At 58.7% G+C, this 23,208-nt stretch carries 19 protein-coding genes and 1 other RNA gene; 1 reads left to right on the top strand and 19 read right to left on the bottom strand.

Features of this window, described 5'->3' with window-relative positions:
• Positions 1–110: 110 nt before the first annotated feature.
• Both secA and FZF01_RS10655 read right to left on the bottom strand, forming a co-directional pair.
• Positions 111–2,855 (bottom strand): preprotein translocase subunit SecA, encoded by a 2,745-nt coding sequence (gene secA, locus FZF01_RS10660; RefSeq protein WP_150278142.1) that lies wholly within the window; start codon positions 2,853–2,855, stop codon positions 111–113.
• Positions 2,856–3,121: 266 nt separating this feature from the next.
• Positions 3,122–4,045, bottom strand: coding sequence for a M23 family metallopeptidase (locus tag FZF01_RS10655; protein ID WP_150278141.1), 924 nt, complete (start codon positions 4,043–4,045; stop codon positions 3,122–3,124).
• A 76-nt stretch (positions 4,046–4,121) separates the two neighbouring features.
• On the opposite strand from FZF01_RS10655, the gene FZF01_RS10650 reads away from it, so the two are divergent.
• Positions 4,122–4,574, top strand: coding sequence for a DUF721 domain-containing protein (locus FZF01_RS10650; RefSeq protein WP_150278140.1), 453 nt, complete (start codon positions 4,122–4,124; stop codon positions 4,572–4,574).
• A 73-nt stretch (positions 4,575–4,647) separates the two neighbouring features.
• Here the strand turns inward: FZF01_RS10650 and lpxC are convergent, their stop codons facing one another.
• From lpxC to rnpB, 17 genes are all read right to left on the bottom strand, one after another.
• Entirely contained in the window at positions 4,648–5,559 is a 912-nt protein-coding gene (gene lpxC, locus FZF01_RS10645; protein ID WP_150278139.1) for a UDP-3-O-acyl-N-acetylglucosamine deacetylase, read from the bottom strand.
• 145 nt (positions 5,560–5,704) lie between these two features.
• Positions 5,705–6,886: a cell division protein FtsZ gene (gene ftsZ, locus FZF01_RS10640; protein ID WP_150278138.1), complete on the bottom strand. Its 1,182-nt coding sequence runs from the start codon at positions 6,884–6,886 to the stop codon at positions 5,705–5,707.
• A gap of 93 nt (positions 6,887–6,979) precedes the next feature.
• Positions 6,980–8,209, bottom strand: coding sequence for a cell division protein FtsA (gene ftsA / locus FZF01_RS10635; protein ID WP_150278137.1), 1,230 nt, complete (start codon positions 8,207–8,209; stop codon positions 6,980–6,982).
• Between the two features lie 9 nt (positions 8,210–8,218).
• Positions 8,219–9,085 carry a cell division protein FtsQ/DivIB gene (locus tag FZF01_RS10630; RefSeq protein WP_150278136.1) on the bottom strand — a complete coding sequence of 289 codons (867 nt, stop codon included), beginning with the start codon at positions 9,083–9,085 and terminating at the stop codon, positions 8,219–8,221.
• A gap of 9 nt (positions 9,086–9,094) precedes the next feature.
• Complete coding sequence (locus FZF01_RS10625; protein WP_150278135.1) at positions 9,095–10,012, bottom strand: D-alanine--D-alanine ligase; 918 nt, start codon at positions 10,010–10,012, stop codon at positions 9,095–9,097.
• Positions 10,009–11,424 carry a UDP-N-acetylmuramate--L-alanine ligase gene (gene murC, locus FZF01_RS10620; RefSeq protein ID WP_223825481.1) on the bottom strand — a complete coding sequence of 472 codons (1,416 nt, stop codon included), beginning with the start codon at positions 11,422–11,424 and terminating at the stop codon, positions 10,009–10,011. Before murC ends, FZF01_RS10625 begins: the two co-directional genes overlap by 4 nt.
• Before the next feature lie 34 nt (positions 11,425–11,458).
• Positions 11,459–12,529, bottom strand: coding sequence for an undecaprenyldiphospho-muramoylpentapeptide beta-N-acetylglucosaminyltransferase (murG, locus tag FZF01_RS10615; RefSeq protein ID WP_150278133.1), 1,071 nt, complete (start codon positions 12,527–12,529; stop codon positions 11,459–11,461).
• On the bottom strand, positions 12,522–13,697 hold the full coding sequence (gene ftsW, locus FZF01_RS10610) for a putative lipid II flippase FtsW (RefSeq protein ID WP_150278132.1): 1,176 nt from the start codon (positions 13,695–13,697) through the stop codon (positions 12,522–12,524). The genes murG and ftsW overlap by 8 nt, the downstream gene beginning before the upstream one ends.
• Positions 13,694–15,043, bottom strand: a complete 1,350-nt coding sequence (gene murD, locus FZF01_RS10605) for a UDP-N-acetylmuramoyl-L-alanine--D-glutamate ligase (RefSeq protein ID WP_150278131.1) — start codon at positions 15,041–15,043, stop codon at positions 13,694–13,696. Before murD ends, ftsW begins: the two co-directional genes overlap by 4 nt.
• Before the next feature lie 10 nt (positions 15,044–15,053).
• Complete coding sequence (mraY, locus tag FZF01_RS10600; RefSeq protein ID WP_150278130.1) at positions 15,054–16,136, bottom strand: phospho-N-acetylmuramoyl-pentapeptide-transferase; 1,083 nt, start codon at positions 16,134–16,136, stop codon at positions 15,054–15,056.
• A gap of 1 nt (position 16,137) precedes the next feature.
• Positions 16,138–17,532 (bottom strand): UDP-N-acetylmuramoyl-tripeptide--D-alanyl-D-alanine ligase, encoded by a 1,395-nt coding sequence (locus FZF01_RS10595; protein ID WP_150278129.1) that lies wholly within the window; start codon positions 17,530–17,532, stop codon positions 16,138–16,140.
• Positions 17,525–18,997 carry a UDP-N-acetylmuramoyl-L-alanyl-D-glutamate--2,6-diaminopimelate ligase gene (locus tag FZF01_RS10590; protein WP_150278128.1) on the bottom strand — a complete coding sequence of 491 codons (1,473 nt, stop codon included), beginning with the start codon at positions 18,995–18,997 and terminating at the stop codon, positions 17,525–17,527. Before FZF01_RS10590 ends, FZF01_RS10595 begins: the two co-directional genes overlap by 8 nt.
• Complete coding sequence (locus FZF01_RS10585) at positions 18,994–20,727, bottom strand: peptidoglycan D,D-transpeptidase FtsI family protein (RefSeq protein WP_150278127.1); 1,734 nt, start codon at positions 20,725–20,727, stop codon at positions 18,994–18,996. The genes FZF01_RS10590 and FZF01_RS10585 overlap by 4 nt, the downstream gene beginning before the upstream one ends.
• Complete coding sequence (gene ftsL / locus FZF01_RS10580) at positions 20,724–21,017, bottom strand: cell division protein FtsL (protein WP_150278209.1); 294 nt, start codon at positions 21,015–21,017, stop codon at positions 20,724–20,726. The genes FZF01_RS10585 and ftsL overlap by 4 nt, the downstream gene beginning before the upstream one ends.
• Positions 21,018–21,037: 20 nt before the next feature.
• Positions 21,038–21,979 (bottom strand): 16S rRNA (cytosine(1402)-N(4))-methyltransferase RsmH, encoded by a 942-nt coding sequence (gene rsmH / locus FZF01_RS10575; protein WP_150278126.1) that lies wholly within the window; start codon positions 21,977–21,979, stop codon positions 21,038–21,040.
• On the bottom strand, positions 21,976–22,431 hold the full coding sequence (gene mraZ / locus FZF01_RS10570; protein WP_150278125.1) for a division/cell wall cluster transcriptional repressor MraZ: 456 nt from the start codon (positions 22,429–22,431) through the stop codon (positions 21,976–21,978). Before mraZ ends, rsmH begins: the two co-directional genes overlap by 4 nt.
• 334 nt (positions 22,432–22,765) lie before the next feature.
• Positions 22,766–23,119: RNase P RNA component class A (rnpB, locus tag FZF01_RS10565), an RNA gene on the bottom strand.
• Positions 23,120–23,208: the final 89 nt, after the last annotated feature.

Below are 23,208 nucleotides of genomic sequence, written 5' to 3'. Positions count from 1 at the left end.
CCGACGGTGGTGGCTAGAACGCCAATGGTCGGGGTGGATTCCCGCCTTCGCGGGAATGACGAAGGCCCTCCCGGGTAAGGCGGAGCACTGGCTCGGGCGATGGCGCTAGCTCAGGCTATCTTGCCGTGGCACTGCTTGTATTTTTTGCCGGATCCGCAGGGGCAAGGATCGTTGCGGCCGACCTTGGGTCCTTCGCGGGTGACCGGGGCGGCGGATGCAGCTTCGTTTTGCTCACTCTCACCTTCTTCGCTGCCTGCGCTTGTAGGCGGCTCTACCTGCTCATGCTTGAACTGCATGCGCTTGGCCATTTCTTCTGCCTGGCGGCGCTGACGCGCTTCTTCTTCGGCAGCGTCTTCACGGCGTACCTGCACGTGGCTGAGGATACGAATGGTGTCGTGCTTGACCGACTCGAGCATTTCCTCGAACAGGTTGAAGGCTTCGCGCTTGTATTCCTGCTTGGGATTCTTCTGGGCGTAGCCGCGCAGGTGAATACCCTGGCGCAGGTGATCCATGGTCGCCAGATGCTCTTTCCACAAATCGTCCAGCACACGCAGCAACATCTGCTTCTCGAAGGTGCGCAGCGCATCGGCGCCGGTCAGCTCTTCCTTCTCGGCATAGGCCCTCACCAGCTCGTCCAGAATGCGCTGACGCAACCCTTCTTCGTGCAGGGTGTCGTCTTCATCCAGCCACTGCTGCAACGGCACCTTGAGCGCCAGCTCGGCACTCAGGTGCTGCTCCAGACCCGCGACATCCCACTGCTCCGGCACGCTCTGGGGCGGAATGTACTGACTGATGGCACCAGCCACTACGTCTTCACGAATGGCCTGGATGGTGTCAGAGACGTTTTCCGACGCCAGGATCGCATTGCGCTGGCCGTAGATAACCTTGCGCTGTTCGTTGGCGACGTCATCGTACTCAAGCAATTGCTTACGGATATCGAAGTTGCGACCTTCAACCTTGCGCTGAGCCTTTTCGATGGCATTGGTGACCATGCGGTGCTCGATCGCCTCACCCTTCTCCATGCCGAGCGCCTTCATGAAGTTCTTCACCCGGTCAGAGGCAAAGATGCGCATGAGGTTATCTTCCAGCGACAGATAGAAGCGGCTGGAACCCGGATCCCCCTGGCGGCCGGCACGGCCACGGAGCTGGTTGTCGATACGGCGTGATTCATGCCGCTCACAGGCGATGATGTGCAGACCGCCGGATTCGAGCACCTGCTGATGCCGCTGCTGCCATTCGGCTTTGATCTGGGCGATCTTCTCGTCAGTCGGATTCTCCAGACTGGCTACTTCCGCTTCCCAGCTACCGCCGAGAATAATGTCGGTACCACGGCCCGCCATGTTGGTGGCGATGGTTACCGCGCCAGGGCGACCGGCCTGGGCGATAATTTCGGCTTCTTTCTCGTGGTGCTTGGCGTTCAGCACCTTGTGCGGGATCTTTTCCGCGTCCAGCAGACGGGACACCGCCTCGGATGATTCGATCGACGCAGTACCCACCAGAATCGGGCGACCTTCACCCATGCTGTGCTTGATATCAGCGGTGATGGCAGCGAATTTCTCATCGATGGTCAGGTAGACCAGATCGTTGTAGTCCTTGCGCGCCATGGGCTTGTTGGTCGGAATAACCACCACGTCCAGGCCGTAGATCTGGCGGAACTCGAATGCTTCGGTGTCAGCTGTACCGGTCATACCGGACAGCTTGTTATACAGACGGAAGTAATTCTGGAAGGTCGTCGAGGCCAGGGTCTGGCTCTCGGCCTGAATCTTCAAACCTTCCTTCGCTTCGATGGCCTGGTGCAGGCCCTCGGAGAGACGGCGACCCGGCATGGTACGACCGGTGTGCTCATCCACCAGCACCACCTGTTCGTTCTGTACGATGTACTCGACGTTGCGATGGAACAGCGTGTGCGCACGCAAGCCTGAATGCACGTGGTGCAGCAGGTTGAGATTCTGCGCGGCGTAAAGGCTGTCGCCTTCCGGGAGCAACCCCTCCTTGACCAGCAGGCTTTCAACGAACTGGTGGCCCGACTCGTTGAGCTCTACCTGACGGGTTTTTTCGTCGATGTAGTAATGACCTTCGACTTCTTCCACGCCCTCTTCGGCAAGGTAGCCGCGCTTGAGTGTGGGGATCAGCTTATTGATCGCGGCGTACATGCGCGAGCTGTCTTCGGCAGGGCCGGAAATAATCAGCGGGGTACGGGCTTCGTCAATCAGGATCGAATCGACCTCGTCGACAATGGCGAAATTCAGCTCGCGCTGGAATTTGTCTTCCAGCCGGAATGCCATGTTGTCGCGCAGGTAATCGAAACCGAACTCGTTGTTGGTGCCGTAGGTAATGTCACAGCGGTAGGCGGCTTTCTTGTCCTCGGGATCCTGAAAAGGAACAACGACACCCACGGTCAGACCCAGAAATTCGTAAAGCGGACGCATCCAGTTGGCGTCACGGCGGGCCAGGTAATCGTTGACCGTAACCGCGTGTACGCCCTTGCCGGACAGCGCGTTCAGGTAAGCCGGCAATGTGGCTACCAGGGTTTTACCCTCACCGGTCTTCATCTCGGCAATGTGGCCTTCGTGAAGAGTCATGCCGCCAATCATCTGGGCATCAAAATGCCGCATGCCCATTACCCGCTTGCTCGCTTCACGCACCAGGGCGAAGGCTTCGGGCATTATCGCGTCGAGGCTTTCGCCCTTGCCTACCCTTTCCTTGTACTCGGCTGTCTTGGCCTTCAACTGCTCATCGCTCAGGGCGTTCAGCTTCTCTTCCTGGGCGTTGATCGCGTTGACGACCCGGCCCATGCGCTTTAACTCACGCTCGTTTTTGCTTCCAAACAGTTTCTTCAATAAAGGCGCAAACATAGTCGACTTTGATATCCGTTTGAGGGTGGGCGGCGCGGCCGATACATACCGGGCCAAACCGTAAACAAGCATTCTACTCTGAATCGCGCTGCACAATAAACCTGCACAAGTCGGGGGCAATGAGCGCTACGACTGAGAGACGGCATTACGCCAGTATTGCTGGCTGTAAACAGAGCAGAACCTTGGAGTGTAAGGCAGAAACGAAAACGTCCACAGGTCTGTGGACGTTTTCGGATTGTTCCAGGTGAGATCACTTCAGGGCAGAATCACTTCAAGGCGATGTAGCGGGCCGGGTTGACAGCCATGCCGTTGCGGTAAACTTCGAAGTGCAGATGCGGCCCGGTTGACCTGCCAGTGGAACCGACAGTCGCGATCTCCTGGCCCTTGCTGACCAGATCACCCTTCTCCACCTTCAATTCGTGGGCATGGGCATAGCGGGTCTTGTAGCCATCACCATGTGAGATCTCGACCATGTTGCCATAAGCGCCATTACGGCCCGAGAAAGTCACCACGCCGGCACCCACGGCAAAAATGGCAGTGCCACGGGGTGCCGAAAAGTCGGTGCCTGTATGCATGGCGATTCGGCCAGTCATGGGGTCACTGCGCCGCCCGAAGGAGGAGGAAACATACCCATCCTGCACCGGCATGAAATCGAGCATGGCGTTGCTGTCAGCCGACCGGTTCATGATCAACTGCTCGAGCAGTTTCATCTGCTGAGTCCGGTTATCGATTCGATCGGCGAGGCGATCGATGACTGACTGCACATCGGATTCCTGACTGACACTGTTTTTGTGTAGCTCAGGACCACCCACACCCGGTTCGGAATTGAAATCAAATTCGCCGTCGGACAGCTCGGCCAATTCGGTCAAGCGTTCGCCAAGCGCATCAAGGCGACTTAGCCGGGTCTGCAAGCGGGCCAATTGCTGGGTCATGTGCGTCAATTGCGCGTGCGAGCCCTCTTCATCAGCTTCACTGCTGGCCAGATCAGCCAATGTCTGCTCCCAGACAGCGTCGGCATCTACCTGCGAGGGCTGGATTTCAGCAGCCGGGTCGCTCAACAGGGACCAGGTCAGCACTACGGCGCTAACCGGCATCGCGATCAATGCGACTAGTGCAGCCAGAAGGACTGGCAAGCTGAGGCTGATCGCCCTGGCCGCGCCTTGCCGGTCAGTCAGAATAATGATGTTCAATTAAAAATCCCCAAACTACGAGTTATGCGGTTCTGATACGATGACCGCTGCTCAATAACTCCAATCGGCAAATGCCATGTCTTTTCATCCCCTCGATGCCCGCCGGCCCGGCGATTTGATTCGAACTAATTCAACCCTCAAGGGTCTATACGCCAGAGCCAGAAATATAGAGCGGCTGCAAGTTCTGCTGGATACGTTGCTGGAGCCTGCTGCAAGGGAACATTGTCGCGTAGCCTCGCTGCGTGAGGGCGTTCTTCGCCTGACCGTATCTGACAGCCACTGGGCTACCCGGATGCGTTACCAGCAAAAACGCCTGATTCGACAGCTTCAGGCCTTCAATGAGTTCGCAACTCTAACGAAAATTCACTGCAAGGTACAGCCTGTAGTGGTCAAAAAACCACCAGCACTGAATCCGATGCGCCGCTCAGCGGTGGCAGCGCGGGCACTGAAAGATACGGCAGATCAAGTCAATGATCCGAGTTTGAAGGCTGCACTGGAGAGACTGGCTTACCATCACAAGGATGCCTGAACAAAATTCGAGCAAAAAAAATGGCCACCGAAGTGGCCATACGAAACGAAACGAGATTACACGAAACGAAACTTCAGACTGCCGCAGCCGGGCGCATGAAGGAAATAGGCGCAGTACCTGCATCTTCGAATGTCACTATCTCCCACGCTTCCTTATTGGCAAGAAGGGCGCGTAGCAACATGTTGTTCAGGCCGTGGCCTGATTTATGTCCGCGGAACTCACCCACCAGACTCTTGCCAAGCAGATAAAGATCGCCGATTGCGTCAAGTATCTTGTGTTTGACGAATTCGTCCTCGTAGCGCAAGCCGTCTTCGTTCAATACACGGTACTCATCAACCACAATGGCGTTATCCACACTGCCGCCCAACGCCAGATTCTGCGAGCGAAGATGTTCTATGTCGCGCATAAACCCAAAGGTTCTGGCACGACTGACTTCCTTGACGAAAGAAGTGCTGGAGAAATCCACACTGGCAAACTGGCTGCGACCGCGAAACACCGGGTGGTCAAAGTCGATCCCGAAAGAGACCTTGAACCCTTCGAAAGGCAAAAAGCTGGCAGTCTTGCCATCTTCTTCTACGGTAATTTCACGCTTGATACGGATAAACTGCTTGGCGGCGTCCTGCTCTTCGATACCAGCGGACTGGATCAGGAACACAAAAGGACCGGCGCTGCCGTCCATGATCGGCACCTCAGAGGCGCTGAGCTCGACATAAGCATTATCAATGCCCAGGCCAGCCATCGCTGACAACAGGTGCTCGACGGTGTCTACCTTGGCGCCGTTATTGACCAGCGTCGTTGACATCGTCGTCTCGCCCACAAATTCTGCCCGGGCCGGTATCTCGACCGCAGGGTCCAGATCCGTCCTGACGAACACTATTCCAGTCCCCACTGGCGCTGGTTTCAGCGTGAGATAAACCTTCTCACCCGAATGCAGACCAACACCAGTGGCCCGGATGATGTTCTTCAGTGTGCGCTGTCTGATCATGCTTTTATACTTCCGCTGTAGTGGCGAAAAAGTCGCGAAAATGGCCAACGATTTTCGGTAAAGTGGCGCGTATCATAGCAAAGTCCACCTTTATTGAACACCAATCAGCCCTATTCGCGTGATTGACTAGACCTATCAAGTCTGATCAATCTGCCTGGCGCCGCAGAAATGCCGGAATGTCCAGGTAGTCCAGATCTTCTGGTGCCTGACTCAAACGTGCGGCTGCCGCGTTGCTGCCCTGTCCACCCGTGTTACGCATAACCGTCGGACGATCCAGATCACGGTAGTTAGGCGCGGTACTTTCCTGTGGCTGACGAGCCGCAGGTGCCGGGGCGCTCGTGTTATCGACAACTTTCACGGGCTTGTCCATCCGCGCGCCCAGGCCTGTGGCGACAACAGTCACGCGCAGCTCGTCACGCAGCTCTGGATCGATAACGGTACCCACCACCACTGTAGCAGTCTCGGAGGCAAACTCTTCAACGGTGCTACCGACTTCGGAAAATTCACCCAGGGACAGATCTGGTCCAGCTGTGATATTCACCAGAATACCCCTTGCGCCCATCAGGTTCACGTCTTCCAGCAACGGACTGCGAATTGCCGCCTCTGCTGCTTCACGTGCACGATTCGGACCACTGGCGTGGCCAGTACCCATCATCGCCATGCCCATTTCGCTCATTACGGTTTTCACGTCGGCAAAGTCGACGTTGATCATACCCGGACGCATGATGAGGTCAGCAATGCCCTGAACGGCGCCAAGCAGCACGTCGTTGGCCTTGCTGAACGCGGCAAGCAGGCTGGCGTCTTTGCCCAGCACGGTCAGTAGTTTCTCGTTGGGAATGGTGATCAGCGAATCCACATGCTCGCTCAGTTCACGGATGCCCTCTTCGGCGATCTGCATGCGCTTGCGGCCTTCGAACGGGAACGGCTTGGTGACGACTGCGACTGTGAGGATACCCATTTCACGAGCCACTTCGGCAACGATTGGCGCCGCACCTGTACCTGTACCACCACCCATGCCGGCGGTGATAAACACCATGTCTGCGCCACGCAGCACTTCAGCGATGCGTTCGCGGTCTTCCATCGCCGCTTCACGGCCGATCAGCGGATTGGCGCCAGCCCCAAGACCCTTGGTCACATTCGGGCCCAACTGCAGGATGGTGCGGGCGCTGACGTTCTTCAGTGCCTGTGCATCGGTGTTGGCACAGATGAACTCGACGCCCTCGACGTTGTTGACAACCATGTGCTGCAGGGCGTTACCACCGCCGCCACCGACACCAACAACCTTGATTACTGCGTTTTGCGGAACGTTATCAATTAATTCAAACATGGTTCCATCTCCTCGAGTACTAACTCGTTTCGTTTTCGTTTCGTTTACTGCATTGCTCGCTTGCGCGAGCGCCAGACCGCTTTTGTGCGGCTCTTAAAAATTGCCCTTGAACCATCGCTTGACACGTACCAGCGCTGATTCCTTGCTCGTTTCCGAACTGCTTGCAGCCGCGGCGTTATGCCGGTTGCCGTAGTGCAACAGCCCTACACTGGTGGCATAGATGGGGTTGCGCACCACATCCGTCAGCCCCTTGAATTCCTGTGGTACGCCCAGGCGTACCGGCATGTGGAAAATCTCTTCGGCCAGCTCCACAGCACCTTCCATCTTCGATGTACCACCGGTCAGCACGATGCCGGCCGGAATCATGTCTTCGAAGCCGGAGCGTCGCAGCTCGGCCTGAATCAGCGTGAACAGCTCGTCATACCGCGGCTCGACCACTTCGGCCAGGGCCTGACGGGACAGATCGCGCGGGGGACGCTCGCCCACGCTGGGCACCTTGATGGTTTCTTCCGGGCCGGCCAGTTTGGCCAGCGCACAGGCGTAGCGGATCTTGATTTCCTCTGCGTACTGGGTCGGGGTACGCAACGCCATGGCGATGTCGTTGGTAACCTGATCTCCGGCAATCGGAATTACGGCCGTGTGGCGAATCGCGCCTTCGGTGAAGATCGCGATATCCGTGGTGCCGCCACCGATATCAACCATGCACACGCCCAGTTCCTTCTCATCATCGGTCAGCACTGCGTAGCTGGAGGCCAGTTGCTCGAGAATCACATCTTCGACTTCCAGCCCACAGCGGCGGATGCATTTTTCAATGTTCTGCACGGCATTCAGTGCGCAGGTCACCAGATGCACCTTGGCTTCCAAGCGCACGCCGGACATGCCCAGCGGCTCGCGCACACCTTCCTGGTTATCGATCACATATTCCTGGGGCAGGATGTGCAACACCTTCTGGTCAGCGGGAATGGCCACCGCCTGGCCTGCGTCGAGCACCCGCTCAATGTCTGCCTGTGCCACTTCACGATCACGAATTGCCACAATGCCGTGGGAATTGAGACTACGAATGTGATTACCGGCAATCCCGGCAAATACCGAGTGAATTTCGCAGCCGGCCATCAACTCCGCTTCCTCGATTGCCCGCTGAATTGATTGCACAGTGGATTCGATATTGACCACCACCCCTTTCTTCAGGCCGCGCGAGGGGTGCGAGCCGATACCCACGATCTCCAGAGTGCCGTCCACACCGATCTCACCGACCAGCGCGACCACCTTGGAGGTCCCGATATCAAGCCCGACAATCATTCTGCTACCCTGCTTGCTCGCCATAAGATCCTGTCACTCTTTGATTAATTGCTGCGCGACCGGCTCGCGCCAGGCCACTGCCATCGCATTGTTGTAGCGCAGGTCAACCCGCGCTATCTGTGGTCTGTATTCGGCCAGCATGAGCTGATCGATGGTCAAAAAACGTTGCACCTTGTCCACCAGAGCATCACGACCCAGAAGCACCTGGATGCCATCCTGGGTGGTCAGAAACCAGCTGCCCCGCTCACGCAGTTCGAGCTTCGCAACACCCTGGCCATAAGGCCGTAGCAGCCGATTGAACTGCTGGTAGTACTGCATGACGCGCTGCTTGGCCCGCTGTGGGCCATCCAGCTGCGGCAGCTCCGCAAACTGGCTGATATCTTGCGGGGTGAAAGCCTTGCCCGCGTTGTTCAGCAGAGCGGCATCACCCCAGCGAGCGACTGGCAACTGCTCATCCAGATGGATGATCAGCTGACTGGGCCATACCCGCGTTACCGCAGCACTGGCGACCCAGGGCATCTCCGCCAGATCACCGCGCATTGCATTCAGATCAATGCCCAGAAAACTCTCGTTCAGGTACGGCTGAATAACGGCCTGCACCGCTACCGGATCGATGTACTGCAATTCGCCCTGCACGCTGATCAATTCAATCGGCTGGTCCGCCAGCGGCAGAATGCGGCTGCCAAGCTCGTACAGCCCCACTCCCAGACCGATCAGTAACAGCGGCCAGATCACCTGCTTGATCCGCGTCAAAGCGCCGTCAAACGATGGCCGGCTCAGTGACAGCTTCGGCCAGCTGCGCGCAGCGACCGGAGCCACACGCACGGCGCCCTGGCCCGGCGCTACACGCCGACTCCGGGTTTTGCCTGCCCGCGGGTCTCTGACCATCTGCCGCAACATACCGTTCCCTCAGTAGCGGGCACTGGCGAGAATCGCCAGCACCAGCTCGGTAAATGACATGCCCGCTGCAGCTGCAGCCATGGGCACCAGACTGTGATCGGTCATGCCGGGCACAGTGTTGACTTCCAGCAGGTAGAACTGACCTGCTTCATCCTGCATCACATCCACTCGGCCCCAACCCCGGCAACCTACGGCGTTGAATGCCTCTAGACACAGCTCGCCCAGCTCGGCTTCGCGCTCCGGTGACAGCCCGCATGGGCATATATACTGTGTGTCATTGGTCAGATATTTGGCTTCGTAGTCGTAGAAGGTGTGCGGCGTGCGCAGGCGTATTGCCGGCAGCGCGCGACCGTCAAGAATGGCTACGGTGAACTCGGCGCCGGTAATCCACTTTTCCACCAACGCCACGTCGTCATACTGGCGTGCTGACTGCCAGGCGAGCTCCAGCCCGTCCACATCCTGGACCTTGGCCATGCCAATACTGGAACCTTCATGGATCGGCTTGACGATCAGCGGCGTACCCAGGGTCGAGACTATTTCGCCACAGTCAGCCTGATCGCGCAGGACCGCATAGGCAGGGGTGGTGAGTCCCAGGCTCTGCCAGATCAACTTGGTACGCAGCTTATCCATACCCAGCGCGGACGCCATTACGCCGCTTCCGGTATATGGCAGCTGCAAACTCTCAAGCAGACCCTGCAGGCTGCCGTCTTCGCCACCACGACCATGCAGGGCAATAAACACACGATCCGGGCGATCTGCGATCAATTGGTTGGCCAGATCCTGCCCCGCATCAATGCCATAGGCATCCACACCCGCCGACTGAAGCGCGGCGAGCACGGCGGCGCCGGATTTAAGCGATACGGCGCGTTCAGCAGAACGACCGCCATAGAGCACTGCCACTCGCCCAAAATCTGTGACGTTGCTCATGCCTGGCCCTCCACATCACGGACGGCCAATTTCTGCAGGCCATCTACCAGTTGAGACGCCAACCCACCGATATCACCTGCGCCCTGAGTCAGCAGGATATCGCCGGGCTTGAGTACGGCTTCAACAAGCGGGAAGACATCTGCATCGCGCTCGACATAGATGGGATCCAGCTGCCCGCGCTGACGGATGCTGCGGCACAGATTGCGGCTATCCGCACCGGGAATGGCCTCTTCACCGGCGGGATAGACCTCCATCAGCAGCAGTGCATTGTTTTCGCCCAGCACCTGCACAAAGTCTTCGTACAGATCCCGGGTACGGGTAAAGCGGTGCGGTTGATAGATCATAACCAGACGGCGTTCCGGCCAGCCGGCGCGAACAGCCTTGATGACTGCCGCGACCTCACGAGGGTGATGGCCGTAGTCGTCAACCACCATGACCTCGCCGTCGGCAAAGGGGTATTCGCCATACACCTGGAAGCGCCGGCCAACGCCCTCGAAACCCCTGAGGCCCTGGATGATCGCCGCATCGTCAATACCCTCATCAGTGGCTACCGCAATGGTCGCCAGTGAGTTCAGTACGTTGTGCACGCCGGGCATATTGACCGACACATCCAGATTCTCATGGCCGTGACGCACCACGGTGAAATGGGTCTGCATCCCATGCTGATGAATATCTATGGCGCGGATGTCGGCGTCTTCGGACTGCCCGTAGGTGACTACCTGGCGGTTGATCTGCGGCATGATCTCGCGCACCACCGGATCATCAATACATACCACTGCCAGACCGTAGAAAGGCAGGTTGTGGAGAAACTCGACGAAGGTCCGCTTGAGCTTGTTGAAATCCCCGCCATAGGTATCCATATGGTCGGAATCGATGTTGGTGACAATCGACGTCATCGGCTGCAGGTGCAGGAAAGACGCATCGCTTTCGTCGGCTTCAGCTACCAGGTAACGACTTTCACCCAGCTGCGCGTTGGTACCAGCGCTGGTCAGACGGCCACCAATGACAAATGTCGGACTCAGACCTGCCGCCGCCAGGACCGATGCAATCAGGCTAGTGGTGGTGGTCTTGCCGTGGGTACCGGCAACGGCTATGCCGTGGCGGTAGCGCATCAGTTCGGCCAGCATTTCGGCGCGGGGCACGACAGGAATCCGTCTCTCCATCGCCGCAGCAACTTCCGGGTTGCTGGTATTGATGGCGCTGGATACCACCAGCACATCAGCTTTTTGCACATTTTCCGGGCGATGACCAATATCCACCCGGGCACCAAAGCTCTCCAGGCGGTCGGTGACGGCAGAGCGCTTGAGGTCCGAGCCGGACACTTCATAACCCAGGTTCAGCAGTACTTCGGCAATACCGCACATACCGGCGCCGCCGATCCCGACAAAATGGATACGACGGATCCTGCGCATCTCCGGCAGAAAGAATGTGGCCTTCTGGCGTGGTTCAGCCATGGATCACCTCCTGACAGGCGCGGACAACATCCGCAGTCGCGTTGGGTGTGGCCTGGCGGCGGGCATTATCGGCCATCGCTTGCAAAGTCTCCGGCTGGGTAAAAAGGGAATTGAGCTGCTCAGCCAGTGATTCACTGCTGAGGCTGTGTTGCGGCAACAGCAGCGCTGCCTGCTGGCTTGCCAGAAAATGCGCGTTGGCACTCTGGTGGTCGTCAATGGCATGGGGCAACGGAATCAGCAATGCGGGGCGGCCAGCTGCAGCCAGCTCGCTGATGGTCAAGGCGCCAGCCCGGCAAACCACCAGATCGGCCCAGGCGTAAGCTGCGGCCATGTCAGCGATGAAGGGCTCTACGCGCGCATTCACACCCGCCTGTGCATACCCTTGCGTGGTCAGTTCCACGTGCTGGCGTCCGCACTGGTGCCACACGTCCGGTCTGGCAGCTTCACCCAGCAGTGCCACCGCCGGTGGCAGTAGTTTGTTCAGCGGCAATGCACCCAGGCTGCCACCGAGAATCAGCAGCCGCGGCTGGCGATCGGCCTGCCAGTTCATGGGAGCCACCTGAAATATCTCTTCACGCACCGGGTTACCGGTTGTCAGCCGCTTGGGCGTATCGGCAAAGCTGCCAGGGAAGCCTTCACAATGGCGTTTGGCCAGGCGGCTGAGCAATCTATTGGAGGTACCCACCACGGCATTTTGCTCATGGATCACCAGCGGGATGCGCTTGCACCAGCCAGCCAGCCCACCCGGGCCGGTTACGTAGCCGCCAGCACCCAGCACGCACACCGGGTCGAGCACTGCCAGCAGACGCAGCGACTGGAACAGTGCGCGCATTAGCTGGAACGGCGCCTTGAGCAAGCCCAGACGGCCCTTGCCACGCAGGCCCTGGACATCAATGTAGTGAATCGGAATACCAGCCGCGGGTATCAACTCGGCCTCGATGCCCCGACGGGTACCCAGCCAGTGCACTTCATAGCCCTGCTCGGCAAACAGGCGTGCGCAGGCCAGAGCTGGAAAAACGTGGCCACCGGTACCGCCGGCCATGATCAGCACGCGATCACTCATCGGCCACCTCCCGCAGCGCCTGGCGGCGCTCCCAGTCGATACGCAGCAATATGCCCAGGCTGATGCAACAGACCACAAGCGAGCTGCCACCGTAACTGAGGAACGGCAGGGTCAGACCCTTGGTGGGCAGCAGACCGACGTTCACACCCACGTTGATCAATATCTGGCCTATCCACATGATGGCCAGACCGTAAGCCAGGTAGGCCGCAAACAGCCGGCCGGCGCGCTCGGCCCAGAGACCGATATACAGGCTGCGCACGGCCAGAAAAACCAGCAGCCCAAATGCCGAAAGTGCGCCGACCAGGCCCAACTCCTCGGCCAGAACCGCGAAAACGAAGTCGGTATGCGCCTCGGGCAGATAGAACTGCTTTTGAATGCTGTTGCCCAGACCGATGCCCAGCCACTCGCCACGGCCGAACGCGATCAGCGCCTGGGTAAGCTGATAACCGGTACCAAAGGGATCTTCCCAGGGATTCAGGAAACCGGTCAGGCGCTGCAGCCGGTAGGGCTCGATGACGATCAGCAGCCCACCAAGAATCGCAATCGAACCGAACAGAAGGATGAATCGGAACAGGCCTACACCGCCAAGAAACAGCATGCCCACGGCTGCGCCCATCAGAACGACTGTGGCACCAAAGTCCGGCTCGGCGATCAACAACAGAGCCATCGGGAAGAGCACCATGAACGGCTTGATAAAACCGAACCAGCCTTCCTTCACCTCTTCCTGCCTGTGCACCAGATAGCCGGCAAGAAACACTACGGCGAAGAGCTTGGCAAGCTCCGAGGGCTGAATATTGATAGGCCCTACGGCGATCCAGCGCCAGCTGCCGTTAACCTCGCGGCCGATGCCGGGGATCAGTACGGCCACCAGCAGAGCGATACCAATGAACAGCAAGGGAAACCGGAACTGTTCCCACAGGCGGATTGGCACCGAAATCACAAAGACCAGTGCAGCGAATCCGATAAGCACGTAAATCAGCTGCCTGATCATATAGAACAGGGGATTACCCAACTGACCCGCAGCCACTTCCATGGAAGCAGAAGAAACCATGACCAGTCCAAGCCCCAAAAGGCAGAGGGCGGCCACCAGCAACGGCATGTCCATATCGAAACGGCGGGGCCCTAACAGGGGCGCGGCTGACTCCTTGAGGGTAGCGATACCGATCATTGCGGCAACCTCCCTACAGCCTCGGCAAATAGCCGACCACGTTCTTCAAAGTTGCGAAACATATCCAGACTGGCGCAGGCAGGCGACAGCAACACGATATCACCCATCTGCGCGGCTTCGGCTGCTGCCTGTACAGCCTCTTCCAGGGTGTTGACGCGGACCAGCCGGGTGCAACCGTCCAGGGCGTCTGCCAGTAAGGGCGCATCCCGACCTAACAGCACCACCGCCCGGCAATGCTCGCGAACCGCCTTGCTGAGCGGAGCAAAATCAGCACCCTTGCCGTCTCCGCCGGCAATCAGTACCAGTTTGCCGCTGCAATCGGCAGCAAAACCCTTTATCGCTGCCAGGGCGGCGCCCACGTTGGTTGCCTTGGAATCGTCGTAATAATCCACGCCCGAGAGCTCGGCGACCCACTGGCAGCGATGTGGCAAACCGGTGAATTCACGCAGCGTCTGCAGCATGGCGTCCATGGGCAACCCAACAGCATGCCCCAGAGCCAGAGCAGCCAGCGCATTGGCATGATTGTGCGCGCCACGCATTCTGAGTTCTGAGATTGCGATCAGCGGCTTGAATTCAAATGCCAGATACTGCTCGCCCTCTTCCTTGATCAGCCCGAAGCCTTTGAAGTCCGGCCGCGACAAGCCAAAGGTCCAGCAGGGTAGCTGTTCGTTGAGCAACGGCCGAGACAGACTGTCGTCCCGGTTCACCACCACCTGACGCGCACCACGAAAGATCCGATGTTTGGCCTGATGATAGGCAACCATGCCGGGGTAACGGTCCATGTGGTCGGCGCTCATGTTCAGAACCGTAGCCACTTCAGCGTTCAGGTTGTCGGTTGTTTCCAGCTGAAAACTCGACAACTCCAACACATACAGCTCAGCCTTCTCATCCAGCAGGTCCAATGCCGGCGTTCCCAGATTGCCGCCCACGGCCACCCGCTTGCCGGCTGCCGCTGCCATGTCGCCCACCAGCGTTGTGACAGTGCTCTTGGCGTTGGAGCCAGTGATGGCAATGACTGGCGCCTTTGCCTCACGGGCAAACAGCTCCACATCGCCAACAAGGTTGACTCCAGCAGCTTTGGCCGCCTGCAAGGCCGGTTCAGCCAGCGCGATACCTGGGCTGACAATCAGCTCCGAGGCACGATTGAGGATAGCCGGGTCCAGTTCGCCCAGGTACAGATCAGCCATCGGCGCAAAACGCTTGAGCTGATCCAGACCCGGCGCATTCTCGCGTGTATCCACCACAGCAAATGACAGGCCGCGGCCAGCCAAATAGCGCGCAACCGACAGCCCGGTCTTCCCGAGGCCGACGATGATCCGCTGCTTGTCCGTGGTAATCAGTGACACAACACTTTCCTCAACGCAGTTTCAATGTGGACAGACCGACCAGCACCAGTACGACGGTGATGATCCAGAACCGCACTATTACCCGCGGCTCGGGCCAGCCCTTCAATTCAAAATGATGGTGAATTGGCGCCATGCGAAATACGCGGCGACCGGTGAGCTTGAACGAGGCAACCTGGACGATGACCGACAGGGTTTCCACGACAAAGATACCGCCCATGATGAACAGCACGATCTCCTGCCGAACGATCACCGCAATGACTCCAAGCGCAGCGCCCAGCGCCAGCGCACCCACATCGCCCATGAACACCTGAGCGGGATAGGTGTTGAACCAGAGAAACCCCAGCCCGGCCCCAACCAATGCGCCGCAGAATACGATCAGCTCGCCTGCGCCTGGCACATAGGGAATCAACAGATACTCGGCAAAGCGCACGTTGCCGGAAAGATAGGCAAAGATACCCAGCGCGCCACCGACCATGACCGTTGGCAGAATCGCCAAACCATCCAGACCGTCGGTCAGGTTGACGGCGTTACTCGAGCCGACGATCACGAAGTAGGTCAATACAACAAAGAAGATCCCGAGCTGAAATTCGACCTGCTTGAAAAACGGCAGAATCAACGTGGTCTCTACCGGGTTGGTCGCGGTCATGAAGAGTACGATTGCTGCGGTCAGACCAAACACCGACTGCCAGAAATACTTCCAGCGCGATGGCAGGCCTTTGGAGTTCTTTTCCACTACCTTGCGGTAATCATCCACCCAGCCAACTGCACCGAAGGAGAAGGTCACTCCCAGCACAACCCACACGTACAGGTTGCTCAAATCAGCCCAGAGCAACGTGCTGATGCCGATCGCGACCAGAATCAGCGCGCCGCCCATGGTCGGTGTACCCGCCTTGGATAAATGCGATTGGGGCCCATCGTTGCGCACAGACTGTCCAATCTGACGAAAACTCAGCGTGCGGATCATCCATGGACCCAGGAACAGGGCCAGACCCAGGGCCGTGAGAACGCCCAGAATACCGCGCAGGGTCAGGTACTGAAACACCGCAAAACCGGTGTAGAACTGCTGCAGATATTGAGTCAGAAGCAACAACATATCAGTTGGCCTTGTCGTTATTGTTGTCAGTACCGCCGGACGCACCAGTGGTAGTCAGGGCTGCAACCACGCTTTCCATGGCCGCACTACGCGAACCCTTTACCAGTACTCGGGTATTGGCATCGAGCTGCGCTGCAAGTGCCGCCACCAGCTCTTCCCGGGTGCCAAACAGATGACCGCCAGCGCCGAACTCCTCAGTTGCAAGTGCAGACAGGCTGCCGACCGCAAACAAGGCATCAAGCCCCTTTTCCCGGGCATAGATACCCACATCGCGATGACTCTGTTGTTCCCATTCGCCCAGTTCCCCCATATCACCTAGTACCAGAATGCGGCGACCATCGAGGCTGGCAAGGATGTCGATTGCGGCTTTGACCGATGCGGGGTTGGCGTTGTAACTGTCATCAATCACCAAAGCACCATTGCGTCCGGCAAGCGGATTGGCCCGACCGGCAACCGGCAGCACCCTACCCAGGCCGCGGCGAATCACTTCAAGCTCGGTTTCCAGATGCAACGCGGCGCCAGCTGCTGCGAGCGCATTGGCAATATTGTGAGCGCCCAGCAAGTTCAACTGGACGGTGATCGAACCCTTGGGCGTGACCAGCAGGAAACCGGGGCAGCCACGCTCGTCCAGCTCCACCGACTCGGCGCGCAATTGTGCGGTCGGATTGGTGAGACTGAAGGCCAGCGACGTACGGCGGCCCAGGGACTGGTACCAGTCTTCGAACCAGGGGCTGTCCAGATTGATGACAGCCTTGCCGTCGGCAGGCAGGCCCGTGAGTATCTCGCCCTTGGCCAGGGCAATTTTCTCCGGGCTGCCGAAGCGCCCGACGTGGGCCATCCCGGCATTGGTCAGAACGCTGATCTGCGGCTTTGCCAGGTTCATGCTGTATTCGATATCGCCCTGTACTGCTGCACCCATCTCGATCACCGCAAACTCATGCGTTGATTCAAGCGCAAGCAGCGTCAGGGGCACACCCAGCTCGTTATTCAGGTTGCCACGGGTAGCCAGTACGGGACCGCGCTCGCGGAGTATGGCAGCGAGCATTTCCTTTACGCTGGTCTTCCCGCTTGAGCCGGTGATGGCAATCACCGGTGCAGAAAAGGCGTTGCGCGCCAGAGCCGCAAGTTGGCCAAGCGCATACCGACAGTCATGCACCAGCAGTTGGGGCAATGGATCGTCTACCGCATAAGCGACCATTGCAGCGGCGGCGCCATTCTCACGGGCCTGGGTCACAAAGTCATGGCCATCGACGTGATCACCAGCCAGCGCAACAAACAAACCACCAGGGGCTACGGCACGCGCGTCAATAGTGACACTGTCGAAGGTTGCATCCTGGCCGACCAGGCTGCTGCCAAGGGGTTTCAGCAGCTGAGAGAGACGCATGGCTTCAAGCACGGGCTGCCTCCCATTCCTGCAGGGCTTTGGTAGCCTGTTCGATATCGCTGAAAGGGTGACGCACGCCGTCAATCTCCTGATAGGTTTCGTGGCCCTTGCCGGCCAGGAGAATCAAATCTCCAGCCTGGGCTTGCAGAATGCTGTTGCGGATGGCGGCGCTGCGGTCAGCAATCACAATGGCCGAGTCAGGGCGCTGCATACCGGCGAGTATCTGCTGGATAATGTTATGCGAGGATTCGGTGCGAGGGTTGTCATCGGTAACGATCAGATGATCAGCGTGACGTTCGACCACCTCGCCCATCAAAGGCCGCTTACCGTTATCTCGATCCCCGCCGCAACCAAACACACAGGTCAAGGTTCCCTGGGCGTGGGCGCGGACCGCAGCAAGCGCCTTTTCCAGGGCATCGGGCGTATGGGCATAATCAATAACAATCAGCGGCCGATTACCGCCGCCCAGGCGCTGCATGCGACCGGCAGGGGGCGCCAGCTCGGCGGCCAACGCAGTCGCCCGATCAAGTCGCACCTCGAGAGCCAGTAGTGTCGCAATCACCGCCAGCAGATTCGCCAGATTGAACTCGCCCAACAGCGGGCTCTGCAGCGTTGAATGGCGTCGCGTGGTGTGCAGCGCAGCGCGGATGCCCTCGCTGGTGTACTCAATATCGCTGCAATACAGGTCCGCATCAGCGTTTTTCAGGCTGTAGGTAAAGCAACGCGAGGGGCTGCGCTCGATCAGCTCCAGACCGAAGGGATCATCGAGGTTGATGATCGCAGCCTGTAAAGGACGGTCGAACAGTTTGGCCTTGGCTGCGCCGTAACTCGCCATGTCGCCGTGGTAATCCAGATGATCACGGCTGAGATTGGTAAATACGGCCAAGTCAAATTCCAGATCCGCGACACGCCCCTGATCCAGCGCATGGGAAGACACCTCCATGCATACCCAGCCGGCACCCTGATCCCGCATCTGCGCGAGCTGACGCTGCACGCTGATGGCATCCGGCGTGGTCATGCCGTGATCGACGAGCTGGTCCAGCAGACCACTGCCCAGGGTGCCGATTACGCCGCAGGGCTTGCCCAGCGCGCTCAGCGCCTGGGCCAGCATCTGACTGACGCTGGTCTTGCCGTTGGTTCCGGTAATACCGACCAGACCCAAATCCCGGCTGGGTTCCTGGTAAAAGCGCCCGGCAATAGCTGAAATCTCAACGGCCAGACCGCTCACCGGCACCATCAGCGTATGGCCGTTATCATTCAGCACGGGTTCAGGTTTGAAGCCATCGGCGCTTTCATAGGCAACCGCGCTCGCGCCAGCCTTCACAGCCTGTGCAATATGGTCTCGGCCATCCTGACGCGAGCCCGGCACCGCAATAAAGAGGCTCCCGGGTCGTACCTGGCGACTGTCCAGGGTCAGGTGCTCAATGCTGCAGGAATGGCCCTGCCATTCAGGAAGTAACTGCTGGAGAGTCATCATCCGCGCGAACCCTCCTCGACCTGAAGGGGCGGCAATTCGACCTGCTGCAGTGCCGGCAGGTCATCGGGCGTCACATTCAGAAGACGCAACGCGCCGGACATGATTTCAGCAAACACGGGCGCCGCCACCAGGCCACCGTAATATTCGCCCTTGCTTGGCTCATCTATCACTACCACTGCGGCGAAGCGTGGATTACTAATTGGAGCGATACCGGCAAATACCGACCGATAACGATCTTCGGCGTAGCCGCCATTCTCAGTCTTGTGCACGGTGCCGGTCTTGCCACCTACCTGATAACCGGGCACCCGAGCCCGTGAGCCGGTGCCGCCCTCACCATCTACCGTGCCGCGCAGCATGGTCAGCAACTGTCTGCTGACATCCTCGGGTATCACCTGTTCACCCTGGGGCAGCTCATTGACCTTGAGCAATGAGAGCGGTAGACGCTTGCCGCCATTGGCCAGGGTTGCGTAGGCCTGAGCCAACTGCGTTGCAGTAACCGACAGACCGTAGCCGTAGGACAGTGTGGCCGTCTCGATCTGCGGCCATTTGCGATGATTAGGCATATGGCCGGTACTTTCGCCGGGAAAGCCAAGCCCGGTGTACTCGCCCAAGCCAAGATCCTGCAGCAGCGTGAAAATCTGCTCCGCACCAATATCCAGGGCGATCTTGACCACGCCGACGTTGCTCGACTTCATGATCACGCCGGACAGATCGAGCATGCCGTAATTGCGAAAATCCCTGACAGTCAGGGTCGAGACACGCATGGTACCTGGACGGGTATCCATCACCGTGGTTGGCTGATAACGGCCGCTCATCAGGCCAGCAGCAACGGTAAAGGTCTTGATCGGCGAGCCCGGCTCGAAAACATCAATCAATGCGCGGTTGCGCATCATGTCCGGCTTCAGGTTGGAGCGGTTGTTCGGGTTGTAGCTCGGGTGGTTGGCCATGGCGAGAACCTCGCCGGTACGAATATCAACCAGCACAGCGGAGCCGGCCTTGGCACCAAAATTCTTCAGGGCTTCACGCAGCTCGCGGTGGGCGATGTATTGCAGGCGCAGGTCGATGGACATGGCCAGGTCATTGCCCGGCCGGGCATTGCTGACCACCTGCACATCCTTGATCAGACGGCCACGGCGATCCTGCAGTACCTGACGCTTGCCGGGCACACCCTGCAACCAATCGTTGTACGTGAGCTCGAGACCTTCCTGACCGGCTTCATCCACATTGGTAAAACCGACCAGATGCGCGGCAACCTCACCGGTGGGATAGAAGCGGCGGTATTCCTCGATACTGTGGACACCCGGAACCTTGAGTCCTGTCACCGCTTCACCGTCCTGGGGCGTCATGTGCCGGCGCAGGTAGATGAACTCCTTTCCGGCGTTTGCCCGCAACCGTTCGGCAAACGTCTTGGGATCAGTGCCCAGTGATTTGGCCAGCTCATCCCAGCGAGACTCATGGTTGATCAGGATGCTCGGGTTGGCCCACAGGGTCAGGACCGGCGTGCTGACTGCCAGGGGCTCGCCATGCCGATCGGTCACCAGGCCACGGTGGGCGGGTATGACTGTATGACGCATGCTGCGCTTGTCACCCTGGTTTTTCAGGAAGCCGCCGTCCATTACCTGCAGTTCGACAATCCGCCAACTGATCAAGGCACTGCATACCGCGAGCACGCCGATCACCACGCGAAAGCGCCACGGATGCAGGCTACCGTTGGGCTTGAGCGCAATCATGGTTTCACCAGTATCACTTCACTGGCTTCCGGCACGCGCATTTTCAGCTCGTTGGTGGCCAGTGCTTCGACACGGCTGTGGGCCGTCCAGGTACTTTGCTCGAGTATCAACCGGCCCCATTCGGCCTGGGCATTCTCACGCTGGTCCATCTCGGCGGCCAATTCGTTCAGTAACACGCGGCTCCAGTGCGAGCTGTAGGACACGGCGAGAGCGCTGATTACCACCAGCACCCAGACAATGAACAGCCAGCCACTGCTACGCGGCAGCCCCTTCTGCTCCCGGGTCTCCAGTGAAAGCTCGGCCTGAGTGCTCACGGACGTTTCTCGGCGATGCGCAGTACGGCGCTGCGCGCACGGGGGTTATTCGCCGTTTCCGCAGCTGACGGCATGATTGCCTTGCCCACCAGATTGATGCTGACATCAATATCCGCAGCGCGAATCGGCAGATCACGGGGCAGCGGCGCACCTTTGGCTTCACGGCGCATGAACTGCTTTACCAGTCGATCCTCCAGCGAGTGAAAACTGATAACTACCAGACGTCCGCCCGGCGCCAGCACGTCGAGCGCGGCTTTGAGGCCATCCGCCAGATCGTCCAACTCGCGGTTGATAAAGATGCGGATACCCTGAAACGCCCGGGTTGCCGGGTGCTTGTGTTTTTCCCAGGCAGGGTTGGCCACTTTCACCACTTCGGCGAGGTCTGCTGTACGGGTAAAGGGCTGCTCGGCGCGGCGGTTGACGATGGCTCGGGCGATGCGCTTGGCATAACGTTCTTCGCCGTACTCCTTGAGCACGGTCGCGATGTCCGCTTCGGCGGCGCTGTTGATCCACTGGGCCGCACTCTGGCCGCTAGTCGGATCCATGCGCATGTCCAACGGACCATCATGCATGAAGCTGAAGCCACGCTCTGCGTCGTCCAATTGAGGAGAAGACACGCCCAGGTCCAGCAGAACGCCGTCGACCTGACCATGTAGCCCACGCTGGCGTAGCTCTTCGGCCATGTCGGCAAAAGACCTCTGTATAACGACGAAGCGGCCGTCTTCGGCCGCCAGCTCTGCACCGACCCGGACAGCTTCCGGGTCCTTGTCGAAGCCGAGCAGCCGGCCCTGCGCAGAGAGCCGGGCAAGCAGCGCGCGGCTATGTCCCCCGCGACCGAAGGTGCCATCTATATAAAGCCCCTCGGGCTTGATGGCGAGACCCTCGATGGCCTCATTCAGCAGTACGCTGATGTGGGAAAAGATGTTTGGCACGTTCATAGGCTCAAGGTCTGCAATACGTCCGGCAGCTCGCCCAGACTCTGTTCCTGGTCCAGGTAACCAGCGGTGGTGGCTTCCCAGGCGTCTTCGCTCCACAGCTCGAACTTGTCCAGCTGCCCAACGAGCATGACTTTCTTGTCCAGTCCGGCATGCTCACGCAGCAGCGGTGGCACAACAAAGCGACCATTGCTGTCCAGCTCGATTTCGTTGGCATTACCGATCAACAGTCGATTCAGACGCTTGACTGCCGGATTGAGGTTGGGGGCCTTGCGCAACTGGGCCTCTACCGCCTCCCAGGCAGGCATCGGGTAGATCCACAGGCAGCGTTCTTCGAGCGCAATAGTGGCTACCAACTGGCCGGCGCACAGCTCCACGAGACGGTCGCGATAACGCGCCGGCATCGCAAGCCGCCCCTTGGCGTCCAGATTGATAGCATTTGCTCCACGAAACACGCTGCTGCTTCCCCTTTTCGAATTGGTCTGTGAGAGGAAGGGAATTACCAAAATTATCCACTTTCACCCACTTCACACCACTTCGGCACACTATAGGAACCGCACGCACGCACCGTCAAGTAAGGACTTCACGGAAAATCCTTTATATGGCAGGGAGTTAGTACAAAAAATGGGGGTACAAGAGAGAATCTGCTTCAACTTTTGATGGCGAAGCTGAGCAATCACAAGAACATGGCCGTATTACTTAATGTAATACATTAGGTGTAAGATTTTTTTGGTCTAACAAGAAGGGTTTTCACTGCGCGCCGTTCGATCGAATATGACGCTTGAAAAAAATAAGAGTTGGCCTGTAAGCCGGGTTCTGTCGTGAACAGTCATTCCTCTACGACAGCCATCACTGACTGCCTCTAGCAACCTACCCGAACCCAGTGCGGGCCACACCGATGGGTTCCTATTTGGTCTTGCTCCGAGTGGGGTTTACCATGCCACGAACTGTTACCAGTCGCGCGGTGCGCTCTTACCGCACCCTTTCACCCTTACCTGATCCCCTTTCAGGGCCATCGGCGGTCTACTCTCTGCTGCACTTTCCGTAGGCTCACGCCCCCCAGGCATTACCTGGCACTCTGCCCTATGGAGCCCGGACTTTCCTCCCTACCGCAAGCGATACGGCGACTGCCCAGCCAACTCTTGGGAAGGAGATTATCCGTCTTCGGCCAGCGCGGCAAGCGTTGCTTGCCCTTGCACCGTACTGGCGCATTGATTGCACCACAATCGCGC

It is taken from the genome of Halopseudomonas salina (genome assembly GCF_008641105.1).
This window is presented reverse-complemented; position numbering and strand designations above follow the sequence as displayed.

What these genes read in the sequence shown, in the direction of transcription:
- FZF01_RS10585 (WP_150278127.1), bottom strand. Translation starts at nt 20,727, where the DNA reads ATGATTGCGCTCAAGCCCAACGGTAGCCTGCATCCGTGGCGCTTTCGC.
- ftsW (WP_150278132.1), bottom strand. Translation starts at nt 13,697, where the DNA reads ATGATCGGTATCGCTACCCTCAAGGAGTCAGCCGCGCCCCTGTTAGGG.
- secA (WP_150278142.1), bottom strand. Translation starts at nt 2,855, where the DNA reads ATGTTTGCGCCTTTATTGAAGAAACTGTTTGGAAGCAAAAACGAGCGT.
- rsmH (WP_150278126.1), bottom strand. Translation starts at nt 21,979, where the DNA reads ATGAACGTGCCAAACATCTTTTCCCACATCAGCGTACTGCTGAATGAG.
- FZF01_RS10650 (WP_150278140.1), top strand. Translation starts at nt 4,122, where the DNA reads ATGTCTTTTCATCCCCTCGATGCCCGCCGGCCCGGCGATTTGATTCGA.
- mraY (WP_150278130.1), bottom strand. Translation starts at nt 16,136, where the DNA reads ATGTTGTTGCTTCTGACTCAATATCTGCAGCAGTTCTACACCGGTTTT.
- ftsZ (WP_150278138.1), bottom strand. Translation starts at nt 6,886, where the DNA reads ATGTTTGAATTAATTGATAACGTTCCGCAAAACGCAGTAATCAAGGTT.
- lpxC (WP_150278139.1), bottom strand. Translation starts at nt 5,559, where the DNA reads ATGATCAGACAGCGCACACTGAAGAACATCATCCGGGCCACTGGTGTT.
- FZF01_RS10625 (WP_150278135.1), bottom strand. Translation starts at nt 10,012, where the DNA reads ATGAGCAACGTCACAGATTTTGGGCGAGTGGCAGTGCTCTATGGCGGT.
- murG (WP_150278133.1), bottom strand. Translation starts at nt 12,529, where the DNA reads ATGAGTGATCGCGTGCTGATCATGGCCGGCGGTACCGGTGGCCACGTT.
- murC (WP_223825481.1), bottom strand. Translation starts at nt 11,424, where the DNA reads ATGCGCAGGATCCGTCGTATCCATTTTGTCGGGATCGGCGGCGCCGGT.
- FZF01_RS10590 (WP_150278128.1), bottom strand. Translation starts at nt 18,997, where the DNA reads ATGATGACTCTCCAGCAGTTACTTCCTGAATGGCAGGGCCATTCCTGC.
- FZF01_RS10630 (WP_150278136.1), bottom strand. Translation starts at nt 9,085, where the DNA reads ATGTTGCGGCAGATGGTCAGAGACCCGCGGGCAGGCAAAACCCGGAGT.
- ftsA (WP_150278137.1), bottom strand. Translation starts at nt 8,209, where the DNA reads ATGGCGAGCAAGCAGGGTAGCAGAATGATTGTCGGGCTTGATATCGGG.